Origin of the sequence: Sphingobium sp., assembly GCF_032153725.1 — a bacterium.
In the GTDB taxonomy this organism is placed as follows: domain Bacteria; phylum Pseudomonadota; class Alphaproteobacteria; order Sphingomonadales; family Sphingomonadaceae; genus Sphingobium.
This window is the reverse complement of record NZ_JALDYQ010000011.1, coordinates 40,546-63,200: the sequence shown is the minus strand read 5'-3', so window position 1 is coordinate 63,200 and position 22,655 is coordinate 40,546. Positions and strand designations below refer to the sequence as shown.

At 65.0% G+C, this 22,655-nt stretch carries 25 protein-coding genes; 12 read left to right on the top strand and 13 right to left on the bottom strand.

Going from position 1 to position 22,655, the window contains the following annotated elements; genetic code table 11:
- Window positions 1-7 precede the first annotated feature (7 nt).
- Window positions 8-367, bottom strand: coding sequence for a DUF2794 domain-containing protein (locus tag RUH75_RS05865; protein WP_313803114.1), 360 nt, complete (start codon window positions 365-367; stop codon window positions 8-10).
- Window positions 367-1,107, bottom strand: coding sequence for a serine O-acetyltransferase EpsC (gene epsC / locus RUH75_RS05860; RefSeq protein ID WP_313803113.1), 741 nt, complete (start codon window positions 1,105-1,107; stop codon window positions 367-369). Before epsC ends, RUH75_RS05865 begins: the two co-directional genes overlap by 1 nt.
- 160 nt (window positions 1,108-1,267) lie before the next feature.
- On the opposite strand from epsC, the gene RUH75_RS05855 reads away from it, so the two are divergent.
- Together RUH75_RS05855 and RUH75_RS05850 are read left to right on the top strand one after the other, a co-directional pair.
- Window positions 1,268-2,041, top strand: coding sequence for a sulfite exporter TauE/SafE family protein (locus RUH75_RS05855; RefSeq protein ID WP_313803112.1), 774 nt, complete (start codon window positions 1,268-1,270; stop codon window positions 2,039-2,041).
- A gap of 39 nt (window positions 2,042-2,080) precedes the next feature.
- A complete protein-coding gene (locus RUH75_RS05850; RefSeq protein ID WP_313803110.1) occupies window positions 2,081-3,007 on the top strand; it encodes a hydrogen peroxide-inducible genes activator in 927 nt (308 codons plus the stop codon).
- 4 nt (window positions 3,008-3,011) lie between these two features.
- Here RUH75_RS05850 and RUH75_RS05845 read toward each other — a convergent pair whose 3' ends face one another.
- Genes RUH75_RS05845 through pgsA form a run of 3 tightly spaced genes read right to left on the bottom strand, consistent with a single transcriptional unit; the run spans window position 3,012 to window position 4,276 of the window.
- Window positions 3,012-3,452, bottom strand: a complete 441-nt coding sequence (locus RUH75_RS05845) for a molybdenum cofactor biosynthesis protein MoaE (protein ID WP_313803108.1) — start codon at window positions 3,450-3,452, stop codon at window positions 3,012-3,014.
- Window positions 3,449-3,709 (bottom strand): MoaD/ThiS family protein, encoded by a 261-nt coding sequence (locus RUH75_RS05840; protein WP_313803106.1) that lies wholly within the window; start codon window positions 3,707-3,709, stop codon window positions 3,449-3,451. Before RUH75_RS05840 ends, RUH75_RS05845 begins: the two co-directional genes overlap by 4 nt.
- Before the next feature lie 3 nt (window positions 3,710-3,712).
- The gene (gene pgsA, locus RUH75_RS05835; RefSeq protein WP_313803145.1) at window positions 3,713-4,276 is read right to left on the bottom strand and encodes a CDP-diacylglycerol--glycerol-3-phosphate 3-phosphatidyltransferase; all 564 of its coding nucleotides are present in this window, start codon (window positions 4,274-4,276) and stop codon (window positions 3,713-3,715) included.
- A gap of 159 nt (window positions 4,277-4,435) precedes the next feature.
- Here pgsA and RUH75_RS05830 point away from each other — a divergent pair, with 159 nt between their 5' ends.
- Entirely contained in the window at window positions 4,436-5,731 is a 1,296-nt protein-coding gene (locus tag RUH75_RS05830; RefSeq protein WP_313803104.1) for an MFS transporter, read from the top strand.
- Window positions 5,732-5,741: 10 nt separating this feature from the next.
- Here the strand turns inward: RUH75_RS05830 and RUH75_RS05825 are convergent, their stop codons facing one another.
- On the bottom strand, window positions 5,742-5,939 hold the full coding sequence (locus tag RUH75_RS05825; RefSeq protein ID WP_313803102.1) for a hypothetical protein: 198 nt from the start codon (window positions 5,937-5,939) through the stop codon (window positions 5,742-5,744).
- Window positions 5,940-6,048: 109 nt separating this feature from the next.
- Here RUH75_RS05825 and RUH75_RS05820 point away from each other — a divergent pair, with 109 nt between their 5' ends.
- The 9 genes from RUH75_RS05820 to RUH75_RS05780 all read left to right on the top strand — a co-directional run bounded on the left by RUH75_RS05820 (window position 6,049) and on the right by RUH75_RS05780 (window position 15,487).
- Window positions 6,049-8,118 (top strand): PBP1A family penicillin-binding protein, encoded by a 2,070-nt coding sequence (locus RUH75_RS05820; protein ID WP_313803100.1) that lies wholly within the window; start codon window positions 6,049-6,051, stop codon window positions 8,116-8,118.
- A gap of 10 nt (window positions 8,119-8,128) precedes the next feature.
- Complete coding sequence (locus RUH75_RS05815) at window positions 8,129-9,529, top strand: hypothetical protein (protein WP_313803098.1); 1,401 nt, start codon at window positions 8,129-8,131, stop codon at window positions 9,527-9,529.
- 56 nt (window positions 9,530-9,585) lie between these two features.
- Complete coding sequence (locus RUH75_RS05810) at window positions 9,586-10,008, top strand: iron-sulfur cluster assembly scaffold protein (RefSeq protein WP_313803096.1); 423 nt, start codon at window positions 9,586-9,588, stop codon at window positions 10,006-10,008.
- Window positions 10,008-11,816 carry a monovalent cation:proton antiporter-2 (CPA2) family protein gene (locus RUH75_RS05805; RefSeq protein WP_313803094.1) on the top strand — a complete coding sequence of 603 codons (1,809 nt, stop codon included), beginning with the start codon at window positions 10,008-10,010 and terminating at the stop codon, window positions 11,814-11,816. Before RUH75_RS05810 ends, RUH75_RS05805 begins: the two co-directional genes overlap by 1 nt.
- Complete coding sequence (locus tag RUH75_RS05800) at window positions 11,813-12,139, top strand: DUF423 domain-containing protein (RefSeq protein ID WP_313803093.1); 327 nt, start codon at window positions 11,813-11,815, stop codon at window positions 12,137-12,139. The genes RUH75_RS05805 and RUH75_RS05800 overlap by 4 nt, the downstream gene beginning before the upstream one ends.
- A gap of 56 nt (window positions 12,140-12,195) precedes the next feature.
- Window positions 12,196-12,666: a Fur family transcriptional regulator gene (locus tag RUH75_RS05795; RefSeq protein ID WP_313803092.1), complete on the top strand. Its 471-nt coding sequence runs from the start codon at window positions 12,196-12,198 to the stop codon at window positions 12,664-12,666.
- Window positions 12,667-12,715: 49 nt separating this feature from the next.
- Window positions 12,716-14,650, top strand: a complete 1,935-nt coding sequence (dxs, locus tag RUH75_RS05790; protein ID WP_313803090.1) for a 1-deoxy-D-xylulose-5-phosphate synthase — start codon at window positions 12,716-12,718, stop codon at window positions 14,648-14,650.
- A gap of 65 nt (window positions 14,651-14,715) precedes the next feature.
- Window positions 14,716-15,171: an SRPBCC family protein gene (locus RUH75_RS05785; RefSeq protein ID WP_313803088.1), complete on the top strand. Its 456-nt coding sequence runs from the start codon at window positions 14,716-14,718 to the stop codon at window positions 15,169-15,171.
- A complete protein-coding gene (locus tag RUH75_RS05780; RefSeq protein WP_313803086.1) occupies window positions 15,158-15,487 on the top strand; it encodes a metalloregulator ArsR/SmtB family transcription factor in 330 nt (109 codons plus the stop codon). The genes RUH75_RS05785 and RUH75_RS05780 overlap by 14 nt, the downstream gene beginning before the upstream one ends.
- A gap of 13 nt (window positions 15,488-15,500) precedes the next feature.
- Here RUH75_RS05780 and RUH75_RS05775 read toward each other — a convergent pair whose 3' ends face one another.
- From RUH75_RS05775 to purE, 7 genes are all read right to left on the bottom strand, one after another.
- Window positions 15,501-15,911, bottom strand: a complete 411-nt coding sequence (locus RUH75_RS05775) for a DUF3035 domain-containing protein (RefSeq protein ID WP_313803084.1) — start codon at window positions 15,909-15,911, stop codon at window positions 15,501-15,503.
- Window positions 15,911-16,423, bottom strand: coding sequence for a signal peptidase II (gene lspA / locus RUH75_RS05770; RefSeq protein ID WP_313803082.1), 513 nt, complete (start codon window positions 16,421-16,423; stop codon window positions 15,911-15,913). The genes RUH75_RS05775 and lspA overlap by 1 nt, the downstream gene beginning before the upstream one ends.
- A gap of 145 nt (window positions 16,424-16,568) precedes the next feature.
- Complete coding sequence (gene ileS, locus RUH75_RS05765; RefSeq protein ID WP_313803080.1) at window positions 16,569-19,565, bottom strand: isoleucine--tRNA ligase; 2,997 nt, start codon at window positions 19,563-19,565, stop codon at window positions 16,569-16,571.
- A 34-nt stretch (window positions 19,566-19,599) separates the two neighbouring features.
- Window positions 19,600-20,538 (bottom strand): bifunctional riboflavin kinase/FAD synthetase, encoded by a 939-nt coding sequence (locus RUH75_RS05760; protein ID WP_313803078.1) that lies wholly within the window; start codon window positions 20,536-20,538, stop codon window positions 19,600-19,602.
- A gap of 8 nt (window positions 20,539-20,546) precedes the next feature.
- Window positions 20,547-21,071 (bottom strand): dihydrofolate reductase, encoded by a 525-nt coding sequence (locus RUH75_RS05755; RefSeq protein ID WP_313803076.1) that lies wholly within the window; start codon window positions 21,069-21,071, stop codon window positions 20,547-20,549.
- A complete protein-coding gene (locus RUH75_RS05750; protein WP_313803074.1) occupies window positions 21,068-22,138 on the bottom strand; it encodes a 5-(carboxyamino)imidazole ribonucleotide synthase in 1,071 nt (356 codons plus the stop codon). The genes RUH75_RS05755 and RUH75_RS05750 overlap by 4 nt, the downstream gene beginning before the upstream one ends.
- A 1-nt stretch (window position 22,139) precedes the next feature.
- Window positions 22,140-22,634 (bottom strand): 5-(carboxyamino)imidazole ribonucleotide mutase, encoded by a 495-nt coding sequence (purE, locus tag RUH75_RS05745; protein WP_313803072.1) that lies wholly within the window; start codon window positions 22,632-22,634, stop codon window positions 22,140-22,142.
- Between the last annotated feature and the right edge of the window lie 21 nt (window positions 22,635-22,655).

Genomic DNA, 22,655 nt, shown 5'->3' with positions numbered 1-22,655 from the left:
GCGGCCGTCAGTCGCCCACGATCTTGAGCAGGCGGCGTTCGACCGGGGCGAGAATCCCCTGAAGCTCGGCACCGCGCTTCAGCACATGGCCCGCCTCTCCGATCAGCGCCCACATGCCCTGGCGATGGCGTAGCGAAGGGCGCTTTTCGATGCGGAATTCAGGACGTTCGGCCGCGCGGCGGAAGGCCGAAAAAATGGCGGCCTCAAGCCCCAGATCAATCGCATAGTCGCGCCAGTGACCGGCGGCCACCATGCGACCATACAGATCCATGATCCGCGCAAGTTCGAGGCGATCGAAGCCGGTCTGGCCGGCTGGCGCCGTTGCGCCCTGGGCTGCTTGCGACGGGAACGGCGTCACGTTGCTCATCAGGCGCGGCCACGCTCCTTGAACAGCGGCCGGCCATCGCCCGGCGCATCTCCGTCCAGCAGGTCGTCTTCGGACATGCGACCGCGCTCGGCCAACAGTTCGGCCAGGCGCTTCTGCAACTGCTCTACCTCGCACTGGAGCAGTTCCAGCTTCTGCTTGTCAGGGTCGAAGCAGTCGGTGCAGGGCGTGCCATAGGGCAGGAAATCGCGCTGATAGGCGGTGACGTCCACCAGCATCGCCCGCGCGGGAATGCCGACCATGGTGGCGCCTTCCTTCACATCCTTGGTCACTACGGCATTGGCGCCGACGCGGGCGCGGGCGCCCACGCGAACCGGCCCCAGCACCTGCGCGCCCGAACCGACGATGACGCCATCCTCCAGCGTGGGATGGCGCTTGCCCGCAATCCCGTTGGCAGGATCGGTGCCGCCCAGGGTCACATTCTGGTAAAGGGTGACGTCGTCCCCAATCTCCGCCGTCTCGCCGATGACGGTGAAGCCGTGGTCGATGAAGAAGCGCCGGCCTATACGGGCGCCGGGATGGATGTCATTGCCGGTCAGGAAGCGCGAAAAGTGATTCACCGCGCGGGCAAGGAAATAGAGCCGCGCCCGATAAAGCCGGTGGGCCACCCGATGGAAGGCCAGCGACCAGACTCCCGGATAGAGCAGGATTTCGGCACGCGAGCGCGGCGCCGGGTCGCGGGATTTGACCGAGTCCAGATAAACAATAAGATTGCGCAACATGAAGCGCCCCTGATGAAGCAGACCAGTCGGTACATAAGCGCAAAGGGATGAATTTTCCAGATGGTCGGCTATTTCGGCTTCTTCCGATAAAACAGAAAGTTTCTTGGCGGCCCGTGATATACCAATCAAGGCGGTAGACAATCATAACAGGGACCAGTGAATGATCGACAACTTTATCGCCCATTTCGGCGAAATTCTGCCCTTCATTCTCGTGGGTTTCGGGGCCCAGATGATCGATGGCGCGCTGGGCATGGCCTATGGGGTCATTTCCAGCACCCTGCTGCTGGCGCTCGGCCTGCCGCCCAGCAAGGCGTCGGCCAGCGTCCATGCGGCGGAAACCTTCACCACGGGCGTCTCCGCGATCAGCCATATCGCGCATCGCAATGTCGACTGGCGGCTGTTCGCCCGCCTCATCATTCCGGGCGTGATCGGCGGGGTTTCGGGCGCTTATCTGCTTTCCCATGTCGACGGCGCGTTGATCAAGCCCTTCGTGCAAATCTATCTGACCGCGATCGGCGTCTATCTGATCTGGCGCGGTTTGCATTTCCCGCCACAGGCGCGCAATCCCAAATGGGTCGGGCCGCTGGGCCTGGTCGGCGGCTTCATGGATGCGACCGGCGGCGGCGGCTGGGGGCCGGTGGTGACATCCAACCTGCTGATCCAGGGATCGAGCCCGCGCCATACCATCGGCACGGTCAACAGCGTCGAATTCATCCTGACCCTGTCGATCAGCATCACCTTCCTGCTGCATCTGGGGTGGGAAACCTTCACCACCTACACGATTGGGCTGCTGATCGGCGGCGTGATCGCGGCCCCCTTCGGCGCGATGCTGGCCCGGCATGTGGCGCCGCGCACCCTGTTCATCGCCGTCGGCACGATCCTGACGCTGACGTCGCTGTTCGGCGTCGCCAAATGGCTTGGATATATCGGCTAAGACACTTATATAAGCCTTTCCAATCGAGGAAGGCGATCAATGTCAAATTACATGCCCACGCTCAAGCAACTGCAATATCTTGTGGCGCTGAAAGAGCATGGGCATTTCGGCAAAGCGGCGGACAGCTGTTTCGTCACCCAATCCACCCTGTCCGCGGGCATTCGCGAACTGGAATCGCTGATCGGCATCACGCTGGTCGAACGGACGCGGCGGGTCGTGCGCTTCACGGCGCTGGGCGACCGCATCGTCGAAAAGGCGCACCGGGTGCTGCGGGAGGCCGAAGAGTTGGCCGCCATTGCCGAGGCTTCGGGCAAGCCACTGACCGGCGAACTGCGCATGAGCGTCATTCCGACCATCGCGCCTTTCCTGTTGCCCCGCCTGCTACCCAGGCTGCGCGGCGAGAGGCCGGAACTGAAACTCTATCTGCGCGAGGAAACGACGCAGGCGGCCATTGAATCGCTGCGCCACGGCAATGTGGATTGCGTGCTGCTGGCCCTGCCCTTTCCGACCGGAGAGCTGGACAGCGAAATATTGTTCCAGGACCGGCTCTATGTCGCCTTCCCGCGCGACGACCCGCGCGACCCGCCGGAATGGATCGCGCCCGAGATGATCGATGAAAGCCGCCTGCTGCTGCTGGAGGACGGGCATTGCCTGAAGGACCATGCGCTCGCCGCCTGCAACCGGCCGGAAATCCGGGCGAGCGCGATGATGATGGGCACGTCCCTGCACACGCTGGTGCAGATGGTGGACAATGGGCTGGGCATGACGATCATGCCTGAAATGGCGATTGCCAACGGACTTCTGGACCATACGCAGATCACGGCCCGGCCGCTGCGGTCGGAGCGGGCGCATCGCGACATCGCGCTGGTGTGGCGCAAGAACAGCCCGCGCGACAAGGAATTCCGGCTGTTGGCGGAGCTGCTGTGCGATGCGGCGGACTTGCCCGACGCCAGCGCGGCGGCTTAGGATTTCAGCGCTTCCAGCTTTCGGCCCTGGCGTCATCCTCGGCGCGGGCTTCAACCCAGGCGGTGCGATCCGCGAAATGCTCCTTCTTCCAGAAGGGCGCCTGCGATTTCAACCAGTCGATGAGGAAGGCGCAAGCCTCCAGCGCAGCCGTGCGATGGCGCGAAGCGGTGCCGACGAAGACGATCCGCTCGCCTGGCTCCAGCCGCCCGAAGCGGTGGATCACCCTGATGCCGAGCAAGGGCCAGCGGTCGGCGGCTTCCTGCACGATGCGTTCGACCTGCGCCGTCGTCATCGCCGGATAATGTTCGAGTTCGAGCGCGACAAGACCGCCCTCCCCCCGGACGATGCCGGTAAAGCTGGCGACGCCGCCCCCTCCGCAAGCCTCCAGCGCGGCGAGTTCGGCCGCTGGATCGAAATCCGCCGCCTGGATGGAAACGCGGTTCATCCGCCTGTCACCGGCGGGAAGATCGCCAGTTCCCGCGCCTCGCCAATGGGGCTGTCGAGCGGCACGAAGCGCTGGTCAAGCGCCGCGCGCAGCCTGTCGGGTTCGGCGAAGGCCTGACAATAGCCGCCGCCCTGCTCCGCAAGGCGAGCGATGAAGGCGCGGATGGTGACGTCGGGCGCAGGCCGCTCGACCCGTTCCTCATCGCGGCCGATGGCTTCGCGGACCCAGGCGAAATAAACGAGGTTAAGTTGCGGCATGCTTCAATCCATATGCTTGATGCCGACGCGCAGATAGTCCCAGCCCGTGATCAGGGTCAGGATCGCCGCCGCCCAGAGCGTGGCGATGCCGACCAGCTGCACGAAGGGGAATTGCGGGACGGCGCCCGCCAGAATCAGCGCGCCGAGCGCGATCAGCTGGAAGGTCGTCTTCCATTTGGCGAGGCGGGATACCGGCACGGACACCTGAAGCCCCGCCAGAAATTCACGCAGACCCGATACGGCGATTTCGCGCAGCAGGATGATCATCGCAGCCACGATATGCATGCCCGAAATGTCGCGCGTCGCCGACAGCATCAGGATCACCGCGCCGACCATGATCTTGTCAGCGATGGGATCGAGGAAAATGCCCAGTTTCGACACTGCGCCCTGCGCCCGGGCGAGATAGCCGTCGAAATAATCGGTGATCCCCATCAGGCAGTAAAGCGCGAAGGCGAGCATATAGCCGGTCGTCCAGCGCGCGCCGATTTCCGCCGGCCAGAGCAGGGCAACCAGCAGCGGCACGGTCAATATGCGCGAAAGCGTCAGCAAATTGGGCAGCGTCAGCATGGCGGCGGACTGCCACAGTCGGCGCCGGTGCACAAGCCGGCGCATATGTGATGGAAGATGAGGGACGCCACATGCTTCGCGCATGGGAGGGTTGGACAGACCGGTCATCTATGGCTAGACCGCGCTCGCTCATTCACAGCGAAGAAGACCCCCTCGCCCATGCAAGCCTCTCTCAGGCTCCTCAACAAGCGACGTTTTCTGCCGCTTTTCATCACGCAGCTGCTTGGCGCCTTCAACGACAATCTGTTCAAGAACGCGATGGTGCTGTTCGTCGTCTATACCGTCTATAACGATGAAAAATCGGAAACCTGGTTCAGCGCGCTGGCGACCGGCGTGTTCATCCTGCCCTTTTTCCTGCTTTCGGCGCTATCCGGGCAATTGGCGGACCAGCGGGACAAGGCGATCATCATCCGCATCGTCAAGGCCGCCGAAATCGTCATCATGGGCATAGGCGCGATCGGGCTGGCCCTGATCTGGAGCGGAATCGCAATCCATGCGCTTGCCATTCCGCTGCTGCTGGTCGCGCTGTTCGCCATGGGCGTGCACTCGACCTTCTTCGGGCCGATCAAATATGCGATCCTGCCACAGCATCTGCATGACGAGGAAGTGCTCGGCGGCACCGGGCTGGTCGAGGCGGGAACCTATATCGCCATCCTGGCAGGCACGATCCTGGCCGGCATCATTCCGGTGCAGATCGCCGCGCTGGGCATCATCCTGACCGCGGTGATCGGCTGGCTGGCCGGACGGCAGGTGCCGCCCGCGCCTTCGCTGCTGGAGCGGCAACCGATCGATTTCCACATCATCCGTTCCTCGATCACGCTGGTGCGGGGGACGATGCATATCCGTCGGCTCTATCTCGCGATCATGGCGATCAGCGTCTTCTGGGCCGTGGGGTCGGTGCTGTTCATCCAGTTCCCGCCGCTGGTGAAGAATGTGCTGACGGCCGACAAGCCGGTCGCCAGCCTGTTCCTCGCCATCTTCTCCGTCGGCATCGCCATCGGGTCGATCGCGATCAACCGGCTGCTCAACGGCCATGTATCGGCGAAATATGCCCCCGCTTCCGTCATCGGCATGGGGATCAGCATCGTCGCCTTTCATGTCGTGTGCGACCTCTGGACCCCGGCGGCCGATGGCCGGCTGCTCTCGCTGGCGGGATTCCTGGCCCATCCGCTGGCGATACCCCTGTCGCTCTGCCTGCTGAGCGTCGCGACCTTCGGCGGCATGTTCGTCGTGCCGCTCTACGCCTTCCTCACCACCACGGTGGAGAAGTGCGAGGCGGCGCGGACGGTGGCGGCGAACAATATCGTCAATTCGGGCGCCATGGTGGCCGGATCGCTGGTCGCCATCGGGCTCAGCGTCATGGGCCTGTCGGTGGTGAACCAGTTGCTGCTGGTCGGCGGGCTGTGCCTGCCCTGCGCGTGGATCGCGTGGACGCTGCACAAGGCCTGCGACTGATCGACGACAATCAGAAGATAAAGCTGTAGAAAGCCGTGAAGAAGGCGCCGAAGCTCAGCATGAACAGCTTCCAGTCATTATCGTCGGAAACCGGCGCGCGGGCCTGTCCGCCATTTGGTTCGCCCGTCCGCAACAGGTGGCGCGGCAGCCGCTGGCGGAACGGATGGCGGGCAGATTCGGTCGTCAGGACAAGAGGACGGGTTCGCATGAGTCGGATGTTAACGGATTTTTTACCATTTTTGCGACCGGGATTCTTGGTTAACCCGGGGCTGTCCCGCGACGGGACAGGCTTGACTGTATCAGGCAAATAACACAGCATGGCCGAAGCGATGAACGACCCCTTGCCGACTCCCGATCCTGAAAGCCTGCCGCCCCGCCCCTTCGGCGCCGGTCCGCCGAGCGCTTTCGCCCCGCCCCGCCGCTGGAGGCGCAGGGTTCAGATCGCCGGATGGATCATGGCGGCACTGCTGGCGCTGCTGATGATCACCATCGCCTGGCTCGCGGTGACGGCGCCGATGTCACGGTCGCTCAAGCCCATCGCGCCGCCCAGCATCAGCCTGATGTCGGCGGACAGCCACCTTATCGCGCGGCGCGGGGCGATCATCGACAGGCCGGTGACCATCGCCGAATTGCCAAAGCATGTGCCGCAAGCCTTCATGGCGATCGAGGACCGGCGCTTCTACGATCATTGGGGCGTCGACCCGCGCGGGATCGCGCGGGCGGCCTGGCATAATCTATGGTCGGACGGGTCGTCGCAGGGCGGCAGCACGATCACGCAACAGCTCGCCAAGGGCGTCTTCCTCTCCAGCGACCGGACCTTCGGCCGCAAGGCGCGGGAAGCGCTGATCGCCTTCTGGCTGGAGGCGTGGCTGACCAAGGACCAGATTTTGGAGCGCTATCTCTCCAACGTCTATTTCGGGGACAATGTCTATGGGCTTCGGGCGGCCTCGCTGCATTATTTCGACCGCCAGCCGGAACGGCTGACCATCCCGCAGGCGGCAATGCTGGCCGGATTGCTGAAGGCCCCGTCCCGGCTGGCGCCGACCACCAACCTCAAGGGCGCGCGTGACCGCGCGGCGCTGGTGACGCAGGCGATGGTCGAGGCAGGCTATATCAGCAAGCATCAGCGCGACGCCCTGCCCCCGGCGCGGCTCAACGTCCATGAAACGCCTGATCCGACCAGCGGCACATTCTTCGCCGACTGGGTGTTGCCGCAGGCGCGCGACCGGGCGGGCGCCGTCTATGGCGCGCAGAACGTGACGACCACGCTCGACTGGCGCATCCAGCGGCTGGCCGAGGCCGCGATCCGGCACGCGCCGCTGGGCAAGGCGGAAGCGGCGCTGGTGGCGATGAAACCCGACGGCAGCGTGGTCGCCATGGTCGGCGGCAAGGATTACGGCAAAAGCGCCTTCAACCGCGCGGTGCAGGCGAAACGCCAGCCGGGATCGACCTTCAAGCTGTTCGTCTATCTCGCGGCGTTCCGCGCGGGGATGACGCCGGACGATTTCATCGACGACACGCCGATCACCACCGGCACCTATCGTCCGGCCAATCATGGCGGCAAATATCGCGGCAAGATCACCCTGCGACAGGCCTTTGCCGCGTCCAGCAATGTCGCGGCGGTGCGGCTGACCCAGAAGGTGGGCGTCGACAATGTGATCAAGGTGGCGCGCGAGCTGGGCGTCACCGCGCCGCTGACCGAAGACCTCAGCCTTGCCCTTGGCACGTCGGAAATTCCGCTGGTGGAACTGACCGAAGCCTATGCGGCGGTGGCGGCGGGCGCCTATCCGGTGCTGGCCCATGGGCTGCCGCCCGAGGAACAAGGCTGGTTCGACCGGCTGATGAGCCGCCAGCGTCATTTCAGCGACGACCAGCTGGCAATGATCCGCGACCTGCTCTCCTCCGCCGCCAATCGCGGCACGGGGAGCGCGGCGGCGCTGCGGACCAGCACCTTCGGCAAGACGGGCACGACGCAGGACAGCCGCGACGCGATCTTCGTGGGCTATGCGGGCGGGCTGGTGACGGCGGTGTGGATCGGCAATGACGACAATACCCCCCTGCCCGGCGGCGCGGCGGGTGGCGGCGTTCCCGCGCGGATCTGGCGCAATTTCATGGCGGGCGCGATCAACGAGCCGGTCGAGGATGCGCCGGAGGAAATGCGGGACAGCGACCTTGTCAACGCCATCGCCAATGTCGCGACGGAAGCGGGCCTGGGCAATATGAGCGTGGGCCTGGATACGCAGGGCGTGACCGTCAATATCGGATCGGGCCAGCTTCGCCTGCCGATCGACCAGCCCCCCGGCCCGCCACCCACGCCTCCGTCAGGGCCTGCGCCGGGCACGCCGCCGCCGCGGGTCGTGCCGACCGAACCGGCCGCCGGCGATTAAAGGCCCTGAGTTGAAAGGCCCCGAGTTGAAAGCGGCGCGACCGTTCCACGCTCTGGCGTTCCTGCCGGTGCTGGCGGCGATGGGTCTGTCGCTCAGCTATTGGCCGGGCCTCGTCACCTATGATTCGGTGCGGCAATATGATCAGGCATTGAGCGGCGCTTTCGACGACTGGCATCCGCCGATGATGGAGGGCATCTGGCGGCTGATCCTGCCGCTCTGGCCGGGCCCGGCGCCGATGCTGCTGCTTCAGCTTGGCCTTTATGCGGCGGGCATGGCGGGGCTGGTGTTCTGGGCACTGTGGCGGGGACGGCCGGGCATCGCCTTCGGGCTTGGATCATGCGCCTTGCTGCCCCTGTCCGTCGCGCTGATGGGCGAGGTGCTGAAGGACTGTCTGATGGCAGGCGCGCTGACGGCGGCGGTGGCGCTTGTGTTGCTGTCGCTGGAAAGCCGGAATGGCGTCGCGCGGGTTGGCGCGGGGCTGCTGGTTTGCTTCGCGGCGACCTTGCGGTTCAATGCCTTTCTGGCAGGCGTGCCGATCCTGCTGCTGGCGGCGGGGCCGGTCATGCCGGCCTCTCGTCCGAGAATGGCCATCGGCGCTGCGCTGATGGCCGTGCTGCTGTTGTTGGCCATGCCGATCGCCAATCGGGCGCTGGGCGCGGAAGCGAGCGACGTCAATCTTTCGCTGGTGATCTTCGACCTGGCGGGAATCACCGAGCATGGCGGGCAGAATGTCTTTCCCGCCATGGCCGCCAGCCAACCGGTCGCGGCGGTCCGGCGATGCTATACCCCGGTCAAGTGGGACAGCTTTTCCTGGTGGGTCGATCCGCTCTGCCCGGTCAATTTCGAGGACGTGCGCCGGGCCTTTCACGCCGCGCACATCAGTGCCACGCCCTTCTGGATCGGGCAGATCATCCGCCATCCGATCGCCTATGCCCAGCATCGGCTGGCGCATTGGAACATCAATGCCCGCTTCCTCGTCCATGACGAGGTCGAACGGCCGGTGCAGCGGGTATCCGCGCCCAATGAATGGAATTTCCGCGTGACGGAAAGCGCCGCGCTGGATCTCGTAGACGGCGCGGCCGTCAGGAGCGCGGATACGCCGCTCGGCTGGCCCTGCGTCTGGATGGCGCTGGCCTTCGGGCTGATGCTGGCGGCGCGGCGGCTGGCTTCGGCCCGGATCATCTGGATGCTGGCCGGATCGGCGCTTTTCTATGGCCTGGGCTATGGCGTGTTCAGCGTGGCTTCGGAACTGCGCTATTATCTCTGGACCATGGTGGCGGCGTCCGTGGCGACAGTGATCGCGTTGGGCGACGTGCCAGCCCTCCGCCGCCCCGATCGCTGGCGGACGGGGCTGGAGATCGCGGTCCCGCCACTGGCCGTCGCGCTGGCCGCCACCCTTGCGCGGCTGTAACAAAACATGGGCTTGCGCCCTTTCTCATGGACGCATCCTGTCCTACATGGGTGCGGATGAGCGCCCCCCTCTACAATAAGGACATATTGCGGCTCGCCGCGAGCATTCCCCATCACGGGCGGCTGCCCGACCCGCAGGCGAGCGTGGAGAAACGTTCGCCCACCTGTGGATCGCGGGTGACGGCAGACGTGCGGATGGAAGCGGGGAAACTCGCCGAAATGGGACTGGATGTGAAGGCTTGCGCCCTGGGGCAGGCTTCGGCCGCCTTGATGGCCGCGCGGGCGATCGGCCTGACCGCCGATGAACTGGCCGATGCGCGCGACCGGCTGACCGCCTATCTGGACGGGAAGAGCGACGATCTGGATTTCTGGCCGGGACTGGCGGTGCTGGCGCCCGCGCGGGGCTATCCGGCGCGCCATGCCTCCATCCGGCTGGCTTTCGAAGCGATTGCCGAAGCCGCCCGCATGGCAGCCGCCTGATGCCGGTACAGGTTGCGGCTCCGGTGTCCGCCACGGATATGCTGCTGACCGAGGGGGTGATCCTGCTCGGCGCGGCGGTGCTGTTCGTCATGCTGTTCCGCCGCTTCGGCCTGGGCGCGGTGCTGGGCTATCTGGTCGCGGGCGCGCTGGTCGGGCCGCAGGGGCTGGGCCTGGTGGGCGGGGCGGAATCGAAGCTTGCCATTGCCGAGATCGGCATCGTGCTGCTGCTGTTCCTGGTGGGCCTGGAACTGCATCCGGCGCGGCTGTGGCGGCTGAAACGCGATATTTTCGCGCTCGGCATGGCGCAGGTGGTGCTGTGCGGATGCGCGCTGGCGGCGATCATCTTCACCACCACCGGCTTTACCTGGGGCGCGGCGATCGCGCTGGGGCTGCCCCTCGCGCTCTCCTCCACCGCGCAGGTCTTGCCCGGCCTCAAGAACAGCGGCCGCATCAACTCGCCCTTTGGCGAGAAGGTGTTTTCGATCCTGCTGTTCCAGGACCTGTCGATCGTCCCGCTGATTACCATCGTCGCGGCCCTGTCCCGCAATCCCGCCGATGCCGCCGGCCCGCCGGGATGGATGATGACGGGCTATACTGTCGCGGCGATTGCCGGACTGGTGCTGGCGGGGCGCTTCATCCTGCGGCCGCTGCTCCATCTGGTCGGACGGCTGGGCGAGCGGGAACTGTTCGTGGCGGTGGGACTGTTCACCGTGCTGGCCGCCGCCGCGCTGATGCACGCGCTGCATCTCTCGACGGCGCTGGGCGCCTTCGTCGCGGGCGTGATGCTGGCCGATTCGCCCTATCGGCATGAAATAGAGGCGGATGTCGAACCCTTCCGATCGATCCTGCTCGGCCTGTTCTTCCTGGCGGTCGGCATGGTGCTCGATCTGCATGCCGTGGCCGCCAATCCGTTCTTCGTCATCGGCATGGCGGCGATATTGGTGCTGACCAAGGCAGGGCTGATCACGGGTCTGGCCCGGCTCTTCGGCATGGAGTGGAATCAGGCCATCGGCGCCGGGCTGCTGCTGAGCCAAGGCGGTGAATTCGGCTTCGTCCTGTTCGCGCAGGCCCGGAACGCCCTGTTGATCGCGCCTCAGGCGGCCAGCCTGTTCAGCGCCATCGTCACCTTCTCCATGGCGACGACGCCCTTTCTGATGCTGTTCGCGCGCAGGCTGGAATTTGCCAAGCCAAAGGCCGGACAGGACCTGCCCAAACCCGACGACGCGCCGCGCGGCACGGCGATTATCGTCGGCTATGGCCGTTTCGGCCAGACGGTGGCGCAGATGCTGATGGGCCATGGCTTCGGCGTGGTGCTGATCGACAAAAAACCCTCGCAGATTGAGGTTTCCAGCCGTTTCGACATGAAGGTTTATTATGGTGACGGCACGCGGATCGATCTGCTGCGCCGGTCGGGAGCGGAGGAAGCGCGACTGATCGCCTTCTGCATTGACGACCCCTCGCTTGACGTGCCGGTGCTGGAACCGATTGCCGAGGCTTTCCCGCAGGCAGCGCTGTTGGTGCGGGCTTTTGATCGGCGGCAGTTGCTGGCATTGAAGGACATGGATCTGGCAGGCGTGGTGCGCGAGCTGTTCGAATCCGCGATCTGCATGGGCGTGCAGGCCATGCAGGCGCTGGGCGTGCCGCCGCGGGAGGTCGAGGAGGTCGAGCGCCAATATCGCCAGAATGATGCGCAACGCATGGCGCTGCAAATCGAGCATGGCAGTTTGCTTGCGGCCAAGGAACTGATGTACCGCCCCGGCAAACGCATGCGCCTGCTGACACGGGGCGAAGGGGAGGATGAGGCATGATCGCGGTTCTGGCGGCTCTGTCAGCGGCTCTGGCAATCGGCGCGGGCGCGTTCGGCGCGCATGGCGCGACCAGCCAGCAGGCGGCGGAGTGGCTGCGCACGGGTGGGCTTTACCAGCTGGTCCATGCGGTCGCGGCACTCGGCATCATGGGATTGGCCCGGGGGCCTGCCGCCCTGCTGCTGGGCGGCGCGGCGATCTTTGCCTTCACGCTGTATGCCATGGCCCTGGGCGCTCCCAAATGGCTGGGCGCGGTGACACCGATCGGCGGGGTGCTGATGATCGCGGGCTGGCTCTGGGCGGCCTGGACCTATTGGCGGGCATGACAGCCGCTCTTGCCCTCGCTCTTGCCCCAACCCTTGCCCACGCCTAGATTGAACTTATGGCCGACCACCCTCATCACGACCATCATGAACCATCGGGCGCCAATCTGGCCGATGCCGCGCGCGCCACGCTGGAAGCGCAGCAGGAACAATGGACGCCGATGCGCGCGGCCATTTTCGACGCGCTGGCGGCGGAGGAAACGCCTGCCTCGGCCTATGACATAGCCGATACGGTGTCCAGGGCGCGCGGCAAGCGGGTGGCGCCCAACAGCGTGTACCGCATACTGGACCTGTTCGTGAGCAACAATATCGCGATGCGGGTGGAAAGCGCCAACGCCTATATCGCCAATGTGCATCCGGGCTGTCATCACGACTGCATTTTCCTGGTGTGCAAAAACTGCAAGCAGGCAACCCATGTCGACGACGACAAGGTGACGGACAAGGTCCGCGCGGTGGCCCGGGCGGAGGGTTTTCAGCCGGAACGCCCCGTGATCGAGATATTGGGCACCTGCGCCAAGTGCGCGGCGTGAAGCAGGCGTTGCGCTTCGGACGGGAACAGCCTAGCGCGCTTCGGAGTCTATGTCTTTCATGAACGATCGCCCCTCCACCCCTCTGCTCGACCAGGTCGTCTGGCCTGCCGACCTGCGCAAGCTGCAACCGGGCCAGCTCCGCCAGCTGGCCGACGAACTGCGGCAGGAAGTGATTTCCGCCGTGGGCGTGACGGGCGGCCATCTGGGATCGGGGCTTGGCGTGGTCGAACTGACCGCGGCCATCCATTATGTGTTCGATACGCCTGACGACAAGCTCGTCTGGGATGTCGGCCATCAATGCTATCCGCACAAGATCCTGACCGGCCGGCGGGACCGCATCCGGACTCTGCGTCAAGGCGGAGGCCTGAGCGGTTTCACCAAACGGGCGGAAAGCGAATTCGATCCCTTCGGCGCGGCGCACAGCTCGACCTCGATCAGCGCGGCGCTGGGCTTTGCCGTTGCGAACCGGATGACCGGCAAGCCCGGCAAGGGGATTGCGGTCATCGGCGACGGCTCCATGTCGGCGGGCATGGCCTATGAGGCGATGAACAATGCGCGGGAGGCCGGCAACCGCCTGATCGTCATATTGAACGACAATGACATGTCGATCGCCCCGCCAGTCGGGGGGTTGTCCGCCTATCTGGCGCGGCTGGTGTCGAGCCGGGAATTCCTTGGCCTGCGCGACCTTGCCAAGCGGCTGGTGCGCAGACTGCCCCGCCCGCTCCACAATGCAGCGCGCAAGACCGATGAGTTCGCGCGTGGAATGGCGATGGGCGGCACTTTGTTCGAGGAACTGGGCTTCTACTATGTCGGGCCGATCGACGGGCATAATCTCGACCAGCTGATCCCGGTGCTGGAGAATGTGCGCGACGCAGCCGAGGGACCGTGCCTGGTTCATGTCGTGACGCAGAAGGGCAAGGGCTATGCCCCGGCCGAAGCGGCGGCGGACAAATATCATGGCGTGCAGAAATTCGACATCATCACCGGTACGCAAGCCAAGGCACCTCCGGGGCCACCCAGCTATACCGGCGTGTTCGCCCAGGCGCTGATCGCAGAAGCGAAGCGTGACCCCACCGTCTGCGCAATTACGGCAGCAATGCCTTCGGGCACGGGGCTGGACAAGTTCGCCCTCGCCTTTCCCGACCGCAGCTTCGACGTCGGCATAGCCGAGCAGCATGCCGTAACCTTCGCCGCAGGCTTGGCCGCGCAGGGGATGCGGCCTTTCTGCGCGATCTATTCGACCTTCCTGCAACGCGCCTATGATCAGGTCGTGCACGATGTGGCGATCCAGAAGCTGCCGGTGCGTTTCGCGATCGACCGGGCGGGACTGGTCGGTGCGGACGGGTCGACCCATGCGGGCAGCTTCGATGTCACCTATCTTGCCAGCCTGCCCAATTTCGTGGTCATGGCCGCCGCCGATGAAGCGGAACTGGTGCATATGGTCCATACCTGCGCCGTCCATGACGATGGACCAATCGCGGTACGCTATCCGCGCGGCAATGGCGTGGGCGTAGCCTTGCCCGAAGTGCCGGAGCGGCTGGAAATCGGCAAGGGCCGGATCGTTCGCGAAGGACGGCAGGTCGCGATCCTGTCGCTCGGCACGCGGCTGGAAGAGGCGCTGAAGGCGGCCGAGGCGCTGGAGGCCAAGGGGCTCTCCACCACCGTCGCTGACCTGCGCTTCGCCAAGCCGCTGGACGAAGCGATGATCCGCAGGTTGCTGACGACGCATGAAGTCGCCGTGACGATCGAGGAAGGCGCCATTGGCGGCCTTGGCGCGCATGTGCTGACGCTGGCGAGCGATCTGGGGCTGATCGACACGGGCCTGAAGCTGCGGACGATGCGCCTGCCCGACATCTTCCAGGATCAGGACAAGCCCGAGAAGCAATATGCCGATGCCCGGCTGGATGCGGAGGCGATTGTGGACACGGTGCTGACGGCGTTGCGCCATAACAGTGCGGGAATGGGAACCGAGGCTCGGGCCTAATCTGGCAACCAAAAGGTTGCATTAATTTCCGGATGGACCATATTGGCAACCAGGAGGTTGCTGATATGACCGATTCCATCATCAAGACCATCGAGATCGCCGCCCCTATCGAGAAGGTTTGGGACGCGTTGACCGATTATCGAAAGTTCGGAACCTGGTTCCGGGTTGCATTGGATCAGCCCTTTTCGGTGGGTCAGCCTTCGACGGGACATATGACCTATCCCGGCTATGAGGAGCATCGTTGGGAGGCGCGGGTCCTAGCGATCGAGCCGATGACCCGCTTTGCCCTGGAATGGCCTGCGACCGGGGGTGACAAGGAACTGATGGAGAGCGGCGTGCCGGTGCCGGAATGGACGCTGGTGGAATTCGTGCTGGAGCCGGTGGGGAACGCGACCCGGCTGACGGTTACCGAGAGTGGGTTCGACAAGGTGCCGGAACCTCGGCGGAGCAATGTCATGCGTTCCAACGACGGCGGCTGGGCCGAACAGGTGAAGAATATCCGCGATTATGTTGAGGGCTGAAGACTCCCCTGCCCGGCTGTTCGCGGCGCTGGGGGATGCGACGCGGCTGGGGCTGATCGGGCGGCTTTCCGATGGGGGAGAGCGGTCGATCGTTCAACTGGGCGACGGATTGCCGATCAGTCGTCAGGCCGTGGCAAAGCATCTCGACATTCTGCTCGGCGCGGGACTGGTGCGGCGGACGAAGAGCGGGCGGGAGGTGCTGTTTACCTTGCGGCCGGAAGTCTTTGTCGAGGCCAGGGACTGGTTCGACAAGGTTGGGAGCCAGTGGGACGGGACCTTGGGCCGGTTCAGGGATTTTATCGAGAACCAGCCCTAAATCCTTGATCTGTTTATTGCTGCGGGGTGGAGGCGCGGGCGTCCTGCCCGTCGCCTTCCGGAGCAGCGATGATGTCGCGGGTGGTCGCGCCCTTGTCCACGACTTCGGTGCCCGGATCGCCAGCCGAGGAGCGGATGCCCGCTGCGGCATTGGCGCGTCCGGCGGCGTTCAGGGTACCCGTTTCAGCAGCGCTGCGGGCGGCAGGCCCGCCGAACATGGCTTCCATGGCGGCCTTGCTCGAATCGACCGAGGCGGCAGCGGGCGTGCCGGGCGCGGGCGGAACGAGCGCGAAATCGGGCGGGATCACCAGCGGAGCCTGACGCGAAACGGCAAACTCGTCCGGGCGGTCGCGGTTGAACAGGCCCGAGGAACCGCAGGCGGACAGGGTGGAAATCAGGCCAGCGGCGAGGATCAGTTTACGCATCAGTTCAATGACTCCGTCTTTGCGCCCTTCTCGCGCAGCAGAAGCGCCCGCGCAAGCAGGATCAGCACGCCGAAAGTGATGGCCGCATCGGCCAGGTTGAAAATCAGGAAAGGCCGCCATTCGCCGAAATGCAGATCGGCATAGTCGACCACATAGCCGAGGCGCACGCGGTCCAGGATATTGCCGATCGCGCCGCCAAGGACCAGGCCGAGCGCCGCGACATCCTGCCGCGCCTTTTCGCGCCACATCCATACGCCCACGAAGCCGGCGATCAGCATCGTCATGCCGACGAGAATCCAGCGCATCATGTTGCTATCGGCATGGAAGAAGCCCATCGACACACCGCGATTTTCCAACCAGCGCAGGCGGAAGATCGGCAGGATCTCAATGCCGTCATCCATTCGGCTTTTCAGCGCCAGCGGATAGGTGACGGTATATTTGACGAGCTGATCGAGCACGAGCGTGACGATCGCGACGGTCAGGCCCAGCGGGCGGTGGTTGACGACCGCCATCAGCAAGCCGCCGGATAGGATTTAGGTGACAGAGGTGACACGATGATACCCTGAAAAACCGCCATTTTTTTCCTATTTTCCTACAGGCCCCGGAAGGCCCGGAGCGTATAGCGCACTCCGGGCCGTGTAGGACAGGGATTTCGCTTCAAGCGCTCAGCACCTCATCGCAGCGGTTGCAGAGTGTGCCGTCTTCCTCGACCTCCGGCAGCAGGCGCCAGCAGCGGCCGCATTTGTGCCAGTCGCTGGGCTGTACGACGATGCCGTCGCCCTTGCCCATTTCGACGCGGGCGACGATGGCGATCTCCGCGAAATCGACGTCGCCGGTGGGCAGCAACTCACCCATGGTGACGTCGGCTTCGAGGCTGGAGCGGACGATCTTTTCGCGGCGGAGCGGTTCGATGGCTTCGTTGACCTGATCGCGCGTGACGCGAATGGACGTCCACCTGGCCCCGAGTTCCTCATCCAACAACCACGCCGCGCCATCGGACAGGGCTGGAGATGGATTCCCGCCTTCGCGGGAATGACGAGTGAGAAGTTGGGAGAAGTCCGGCCATTCGAGGAAATGCACGCTATCTTCGGTATTTGGATAGCGGCTTTGCCACACTTCCTCAGCGGTGAAGGGGATGATCGGCGCGGCGTAGCGGACCAGCGCGTGGAACAGCGTATCGAGTACCGTGCGATAGGCGCGGCGCTTGGGGTCCGACTTCGCGTCGCAATAGAGGCAGTCCTTGCGAATGTCGAAGAAGAAGGCCGACAGATCGCTATTGGCGAAGTCGAACAGCGCGCGGGTGTAGCGGCTGAACTCCAGCCAGTTCTCGCTGCCCGCCGCCTTGTCGACCACCGCCTTGTCGACCACCGCCTTGAGGTCGGCGTCGAGCTTCGCGAGGAGGTGGAGCATGTAGCGCTCCAGTTCCGGCATTTCGGCTACGGGCAGCTTTTCCTCTTCGGAGAAATCAGAAAGAGCGCCGAGCAAGTAACGGAAACTATTGCGGAGTTTTCGATAGGCATCGGACGAACCGGCCAGCACTTCCTTGCCGATGCGAACGTCGTCGAAATAATCTGTGCTGGCGACCCAGACGCGGAGGATGTCCGAGCCGCTTTCCGCGATGACCTTCAGCGGATCGACCACATTGCCGAGGCTCTTCGACATTTTGCGGCCCTGCCCGTCCAGCGCGAAGCCGTGGGTGAGGACGGCGTCATAGGGCGCGCGGCCGCGGGTGCCGCTGCTTTCGAGCAATGAGGACTGGAACCAGCCACGATGCTGGTCGGAGCCTTCGAGATAGAGGTCGGCGCGGGCATCAGGGCCGTAGCGACCTTCAACCACGAAGCTGTGGGTCGAGCCGCTGTCGAACCAGACGTCGAGAATGTCGTTCACCACCTCATAGTCGTTGAGGTCGTAATCGGGGCCGAGCAGCGCCTGATGGTCGGCGCCGAACCATGCATCGGCGCCAGCGCCCTTGAACGCGGTGATGATGCGGGCATTGACTGCCTTATCAATAAGATAGTCGCCGGTCTTGCGATGGACATAGAGCGCGATGGGGACGCCCCATGCGCGCTGGCGGCTGATGACCCAGTCAGGGCGGCCCTCCACCATCGAGCGGATGCGGTTGGTTGAGCGTTCCGGCACCCAGCGGGTGTTCTCGATCGCGTCGAGCGCGGTGGCGCGCAGGGTCGCGCCATTGCCCTGACGCGCCAGGATCGCTTCCTCCTCGGCGCAGCGGGGGATGACGCCATCGCTGATGGGGCGATCCATGGGGATGAACCATTGCGGGGTGCAGCGGAAGATGATCTTCGCCTTCGAGCGCCAGCTGTGCGGATAGCTGTGTTTGAAGTCGTCGGACGCAGCCAAAAGCCCGCCTGCCTGCGCCAAGTCGGTGCAGATCGGGCCGTCCTTGCTGACGAATTTCGGGTTGATGACGGAGCCCTGGCCGCCAAGCCACGCCCAGTCCTCGCGATATTTGCCGTCGCCTTCGACCGCGAAAACCGGGTTGATGCCGTTCGCCTTGCAGAGCGCGAAGTCGTCTTCACCATGGTCGGGGGCCATGTGGACGAGGCCGGTGCCCGCGTCGGTGGTGACGAAATCGCCCGCGAGGAACGGGCGCGGCCTGGCGAAGAAGTCGAGGCACCGTTCCCACTCGGCGTCAGCGCCGGAAGAAGAAGCGGGACCCCGGCTTTCGCCGGGGTGACGAAGGAGGTTGTAGATCGGATGGCGGGCGGTGGCTCCGGCGAGGGCAGTGCCCTTGAAATGCTTGTGCGGTTGCGCGTGGACGAGGCCCGTGCGCTCCTTGAACGGGCCGACGAGCGCTTCAGCGACGATGAACTTCCGCCCGTCGCCTTCCAGCAGGACGTAATCGACTTCCGGCCCATAAGCCAAAGCCTGATTGACCGGGATCGTCCAGGGCGTCGTCGTCCAGATCACCGCATGAGCGCCGACCAGTTCCGGCGCGTTCGGCGCTTCGACGATCTCGAACGCCACGTCGATCTGGGTGGAGACGATATCCTCATATTCCACTTCCGCCTCGGCCAGCGCGGTCTTTTCGACCGGGGACCACATGACGGGCTTGGCGCCGCGATAGAGCTGGCCGCTTTCCGCGAATTTCAATAGCTCGCCGACGATGGTGGCTTCGGCGTCGAACTTCATGGTCAGATAGGGGTCGTCCCAGTCGCCCATGACGCCAAGGCGCTTGAACTGCTCCTTCTGCACGCCGACCCATCTGTCCGCATAGGCGCGGCATTCGGCGCGGAATTCCTGCGCGGGAACCTCGTCCTTGTTCTGCTTCTTCTTGCGATATTCCTCCTCGATCTTCCATTCGATCGGAAGGCCGTGGCAGTCCCAGCCGGGGACATAGGGGGCATCCTTGCCAAGAAGGCTCTGCGAACGAACGATGATGTCCTTCAGCACCTTGTTCATCGCATGGCCCATATGGATGTCGCCATTGGCATAGGGCGGGCCGTCGTGAAGGATGAAGCGTTCGCGGCCCTTCCGCCGCTCGCGCAGACGCCCGTAAAGGTCCATTTCCTCCCAGCGCGCCAATATGGCCGGTTCCTTCTGCGCCAGACCCGCCTTCATCGGGAAGTCGGTGACGGGGAGGAAAACGGTGCTCTTATAGTCTTTGGTTTCTTGGCTGGGCTGGTCGGTCATGTGGGTCCGCGCGAGTTAATGCAACCGCGCGGCATTAGGCGAGGTGGGGCGTTCCCGCAAGGATTTGCCGCGCATTGTCGCAATCGGCGGCGATGGCGGCCATCAGGGCGTCAAGGCCGTCCAGTTTCGCTTCGGGGCGGAGATAATGGATGAGCTGGACCTCGATCTTCTGATCGTAGAGGCTTTCGGCAAAGTCGAAGAAATGCGGCTCCAGCAGTTCCTTGGGCGGATCGAAGCTGGGGCGGATGCCGAGATTGGCGGCGCCGTCGAGAACGCGGCCATCGCCAAGCAGCGCCCGAACGGCGTAGATGCCGTAGGCCGGGCGCAGATAATGGCCCATGTCGATATTGGCGGTGGGGAAGCCGATGGTGCGGCCGAGCTTGTCGCCGTGCTGGACGATGCCCTCTATGGTGTAGGGGCGCGTCAGCAGGCGGGTGGCAGTGGCGCAATCGCCGGATTTCAGCGCCTGGCGGATGCGGGTGGAGGAGATGATTTCTCCATTGGCGCCGGTGATCGGGGCGACCGCTTGCGCGGTGAGGCCCATCGTGGCGCCAAGTTGCTTCAGCGTTTCGGTGGTGCCGGCGCGGTCCTTGCCGAAGGTGAAATCCTCACCGGTGACCACTCCGGCGACGCCCCAGTCGGCCAGCAGGTGGACGAAGGCTGGCGGGTCGAGCGAGGCCAGTTCGCGGGTGAAGTCGAAGACCAGCATCGCGTCGGCACCGGCGTGCGCGAAGAGGCGTTCGCGCTGGTCGAGCGTGGTGAGGCGGAACCAGGGAGTGTCCGGGCGGAACAGGCGCATCGGGTGCGGGTCGAAGGTGGCGATGATCGCGGGGCGCCCCTCGGCACGGGCGCGTTCTATGGCGCGGCCGACCACGGCCTGATGCCCGGCGTGAAATCCGTCGAAATTCCCCAGCGCCATGATGCTGCCGCGCAGATGGGCGGGCATCGGGGCGCTGCTGTGCAACCGCTCCATGAGGCGGGCTATAGGGGCGCGTCCGGCCGCTGGCAATGCGCGGCGGTACGGCGGAAGGTGACGAAGCTGTAGGCGGGGCGACCGTCCAGCGCGGGATGGTCTTCGCGGGCGACCTCCTGCCAGTCGGCGGGGTCGGGATAGGCGATGCGGGTGTCGCCTTCCGCATCCATGTGCACTTCGGTCAGTTCGATGCGGTGGGCAAGCGGCAGGAAGAGTGTGGTGATTTCCGCGCCGCCTATGACGGCGATGGCGGGGGCGGCGGCCTTGGCGATGGCTTGCCGGGGGGTGTGGGCGGTTTCGGCGCCCTCCCCTGCCCATGCGCTGTCGCGGGTGAGGACGATGTGACGGCGGCCGGGGAGCAGGCCCGGCAGGCTGTCGAAGGTCTTGCGGCCCATGACCATCGGGTGGCCGAGGGTGAGCGCCTTGAAATGCTTGAGGTCAGCGGGCAGGCGCCAGGGCAGGTCGCCGTCCTTGCCGATCACGCCATTATCGGCGCGGGCGAGGATCAGGACGATTTCCGGGGCTTCGCTCATAGAGTGAGGCGGGTGACATGACCCATTTTGCGACCGGGGCGAGCTTCGTGCTTGCCGTAAAGGTGCAGATGGTTGGCCGGGTCGGACAGGATCTGTTGCCAGTCATTGGCCTGCGCCCCGATGAGATTGTGCATTTCGACCTTCGCGGCGGCAAGGCCGGTGTCGCCCAGCGGCAGGCCGCAGATCGCCCGGACATGGTTTTCGAACTGGCTGGTGAGCGCGCCTTCGATGGTCCAGTGGCCGCTATTGTGGACGCGGGGAGCCATTTCGTTGAAGACCGGTCCATCGGCGCTGGCGAAGAATTCCAGCGTCAGGACGCCGACATAGTCGAGGGCGTTGGCGACCTTGGCCGCGAGGGCGCGGGCCTGGGGGAGTTGGCCTTCGATCAGGGCGCCTGCGGGGACGGTCGATCTGTCGAGGATGCCGTCCTTATGGACATTGGCGGCGCTGTCCCAGAAGCGGATGTCGCCATTGGCGCCGCGCGCGAGAATGACGGAGAACTCCTCGGCGAAGGTGACGAAGCCTTCGAGGATGGCGCTCTGGCGGCCTATCGCGTTCCACGCGCCGACCGCGTCGCCGGGGTCGGAGAGGCGGGCCTGCCCCTTGCCGTCATAGCCCATGCGGTTGGTTTTCAGGATCGCCCTGCTGCCGATCTGGTCGAGCGCTTCTTCGAGATCGTCCAGGCTTTCGACCGGGGCGAAGGGGGCGGTCAGGCCGCCAAGGTCGCAGACGAAGCGTTTTTCCGCGAGGCGGTCCTGCGCGACCTGAAGGCATTTCGTGCCCGGACGGACAAGGCCATGGGTCACCAGAACCTCGACCGCGGAGGTTTCGATATTCTCGAACTCATATGTCACCACGTCAACGCTGTCCGCGAAGGCGGCGAGCGCTTGCGCATCCTCATAGGCGCCCTGCGTCCAGCGGGGGGAGACGTCGGCGGCCGGGCCGCTCGTTTCCGGGGCGTAGACATGGGTGCGATAGCCAAGCTGCGCGGCGGCGATGGCGATCATCCGGCCGAGTTGGCCGCCGCCGAGAATGCCGATGGTGGAGCCGGGCGGAATGGTGGTCATCTTATTCGGGGGTGTCCGCTACGTCGTTGGTCTGCCTGGCGCGCCATGCGTCGAGGCGCTCGGCAAGGGCTGCGTCGGTGGTGGCGAGGATCGAGGCAGCCAACAGCGCGGCGTTGATCGCGCCGGGCTTGCCGATGGCGAGCGTGCCGACGGGGATGCCGCCCGGCATCTGGACGATGGAGAGCAGGCTGTCCATGCCCTTCAAGGCCTTGGATTCGACGGGGACGCCGAGGACGGGCAGGCGCGTCATGGAAGCCGCCATGCCGGGGAGGTGCGCGGCGCCGCCCGCGCCCGCGATGATGACCTTCAGTCCGCGGGCGACGGCGCCGGTGGCGTAGTCGTAGAGCCGCTGGGGGGTGCGGTGGGCGGAAACGACCTTGCATTCATGGGCGACGCCCAGGGCTTCGAGCGTCTCCGATGCGTGGCGCATCGTTTCCCAGTCGGATCGGCTGCCCATGATGATGCCGACGATGGCGGCTTGCGTTGCCCCGGTCATTCGCTTGGCACTTCCCTGCCT

Bases quoted from the DNA above. Each gene is read 5' to 3' on its own strand.
- RUH75_RS05865 (WP_313803114.1), bottom strand. From the start codon at position 367: ATGAGCAACGTGACGCCGTTCCCGTCGCAAGCAGCCCAGGGCGCAACG.
- epsC (WP_313803113.1), bottom strand. From the start codon at position 1,107: ATGTTGCGCAATCTTATTGTTTATCTGGACTCGGTCAAATCCCGCGAC.
- RUH75_RS05855 (WP_313803112.1), top strand. From the start codon at position 1,268: ATGATCGACAACTTTATCGCCCATTTCGGCGAAATTCTGCCCTTCATT.
- RUH75_RS05850 (WP_313803110.1), top strand. From the start codon at position 2,081: ATGTCAAATTACATGCCCACGCTCAAGCAACTGCAATATCTTGTGGCG.
- RUH75_RS05845 (WP_313803108.1), bottom strand. From the start codon at position 3,452: ATGAACCGCGTTTCCATCCAGGCGGCGGATTTCGATCCAGCGGCCGAA.
- RUH75_RS05840 (WP_313803106.1), bottom strand. From the start codon at position 3,709: ATGCCGCAACTTAACCTCGTTTATTTCGCCTGGGTCCGCGAAGCCATC.
- pgsA (WP_313803145.1), bottom strand. From the start codon at position 4,276: ATGCTGACGCTGCCCAATTTGCTGACGCTTTCGCGCATATTGACCGTG.
- RUH75_RS05830 (WP_313803104.1), top strand. From the start codon at position 4,436: ATGCAAGCCTCTCTCAGGCTCCTCAACAAGCGACGTTTTCTGCCGCTT.
- RUH75_RS05825 (WP_313803102.1), bottom strand. From the start codon at position 5,939: ATGCGAACCCGTCCTCTTGTCCTGACGACCGAATCTGCCCGCCATCCG.
- RUH75_RS05820 (WP_313803100.1), top strand. From the start codon at position 6,049: ATGGCCGAAGCGATGAACGACCCCTTGCCGACTCCCGATCCTGAAAGC.
- RUH75_RS05810 (WP_313803096.1), top strand. From the start codon at position 9,586: ATGAGCGCCCCCCTCTACAATAAGGACATATTGCGGCTCGCCGCGAGC.
- RUH75_RS05805 (WP_313803094.1), top strand. From the start codon at position 10,008: ATGCCGGTACAGGTTGCGGCTCCGGTGTCCGCCACGGATATGCTGCTG.
- RUH75_RS05800 (WP_313803093.1), top strand. From the start codon at position 11,813: ATGATCGCGGTTCTGGCGGCTCTGTCAGCGGCTCTGGCAATCGGCGCG.
- RUH75_RS05795 (WP_313803092.1), top strand. From the start codon at position 12,196: ATGGCCGACCACCCTCATCACGACCATCATGAACCATCGGGCGCCAAT.
- dxs (WP_313803090.1), top strand. From the start codon at position 12,716: ATGTCTTTCATGAACGATCGCCCCTCCACCCCTCTGCTCGACCAGGTC.
- RUH75_RS05785 (WP_313803088.1), top strand. From the start codon at position 14,716: ATGACCGATTCCATCATCAAGACCATCGAGATCGCCGCCCCTATCGAG.
- RUH75_RS05780 (WP_313803086.1), top strand. From the start codon at position 15,158: ATGTTGAGGGCTGAAGACTCCCCTGCCCGGCTGTTCGCGGCGCTGGGG.
- RUH75_RS05775 (WP_313803084.1), bottom strand. From the start codon at position 15,911: ATGCGTAAACTGATCCTCGCCGCTGGCCTGATTTCCACCCTGTCCGCC.
- lspA (WP_313803082.1), bottom strand. From the start codon at position 16,423: ATGGCGGTCGTCAACCACCGCCCGCTGGGCCTGACCGTCGCGATCGTC.
- ileS (WP_313803080.1), bottom strand. From the start codon at position 19,565: ATGACCGACCAGCCCAGCCAAGAAACCAAAGACTATAAGAGCACCGTT.
- RUH75_RS05760 (WP_313803078.1), bottom strand. From the start codon at position 20,538: ATGGAGCGGTTGCACAGCAGCGCCCCGATGCCCGCCCATCTGCGCGGC.
- RUH75_RS05755 (WP_313803076.1), bottom strand. From the start codon at position 21,071: ATGAGCGAAGCCCCGGAAATCGTCCTGATCCTCGCCCGCGCCGATAAT.
- RUH75_RS05750 (WP_313803074.1), bottom strand. From the start codon at position 22,138: ATGACCACCATTCCGCCCGGCTCCACCATCGGCATTCTCGGCGGCGGC.
- purE (WP_313803072.1), bottom strand. From the start codon at position 22,634: ATGACCGGGGCAACGCAAGCCGCCATCGTCGGCATCATCATGGGCAGC.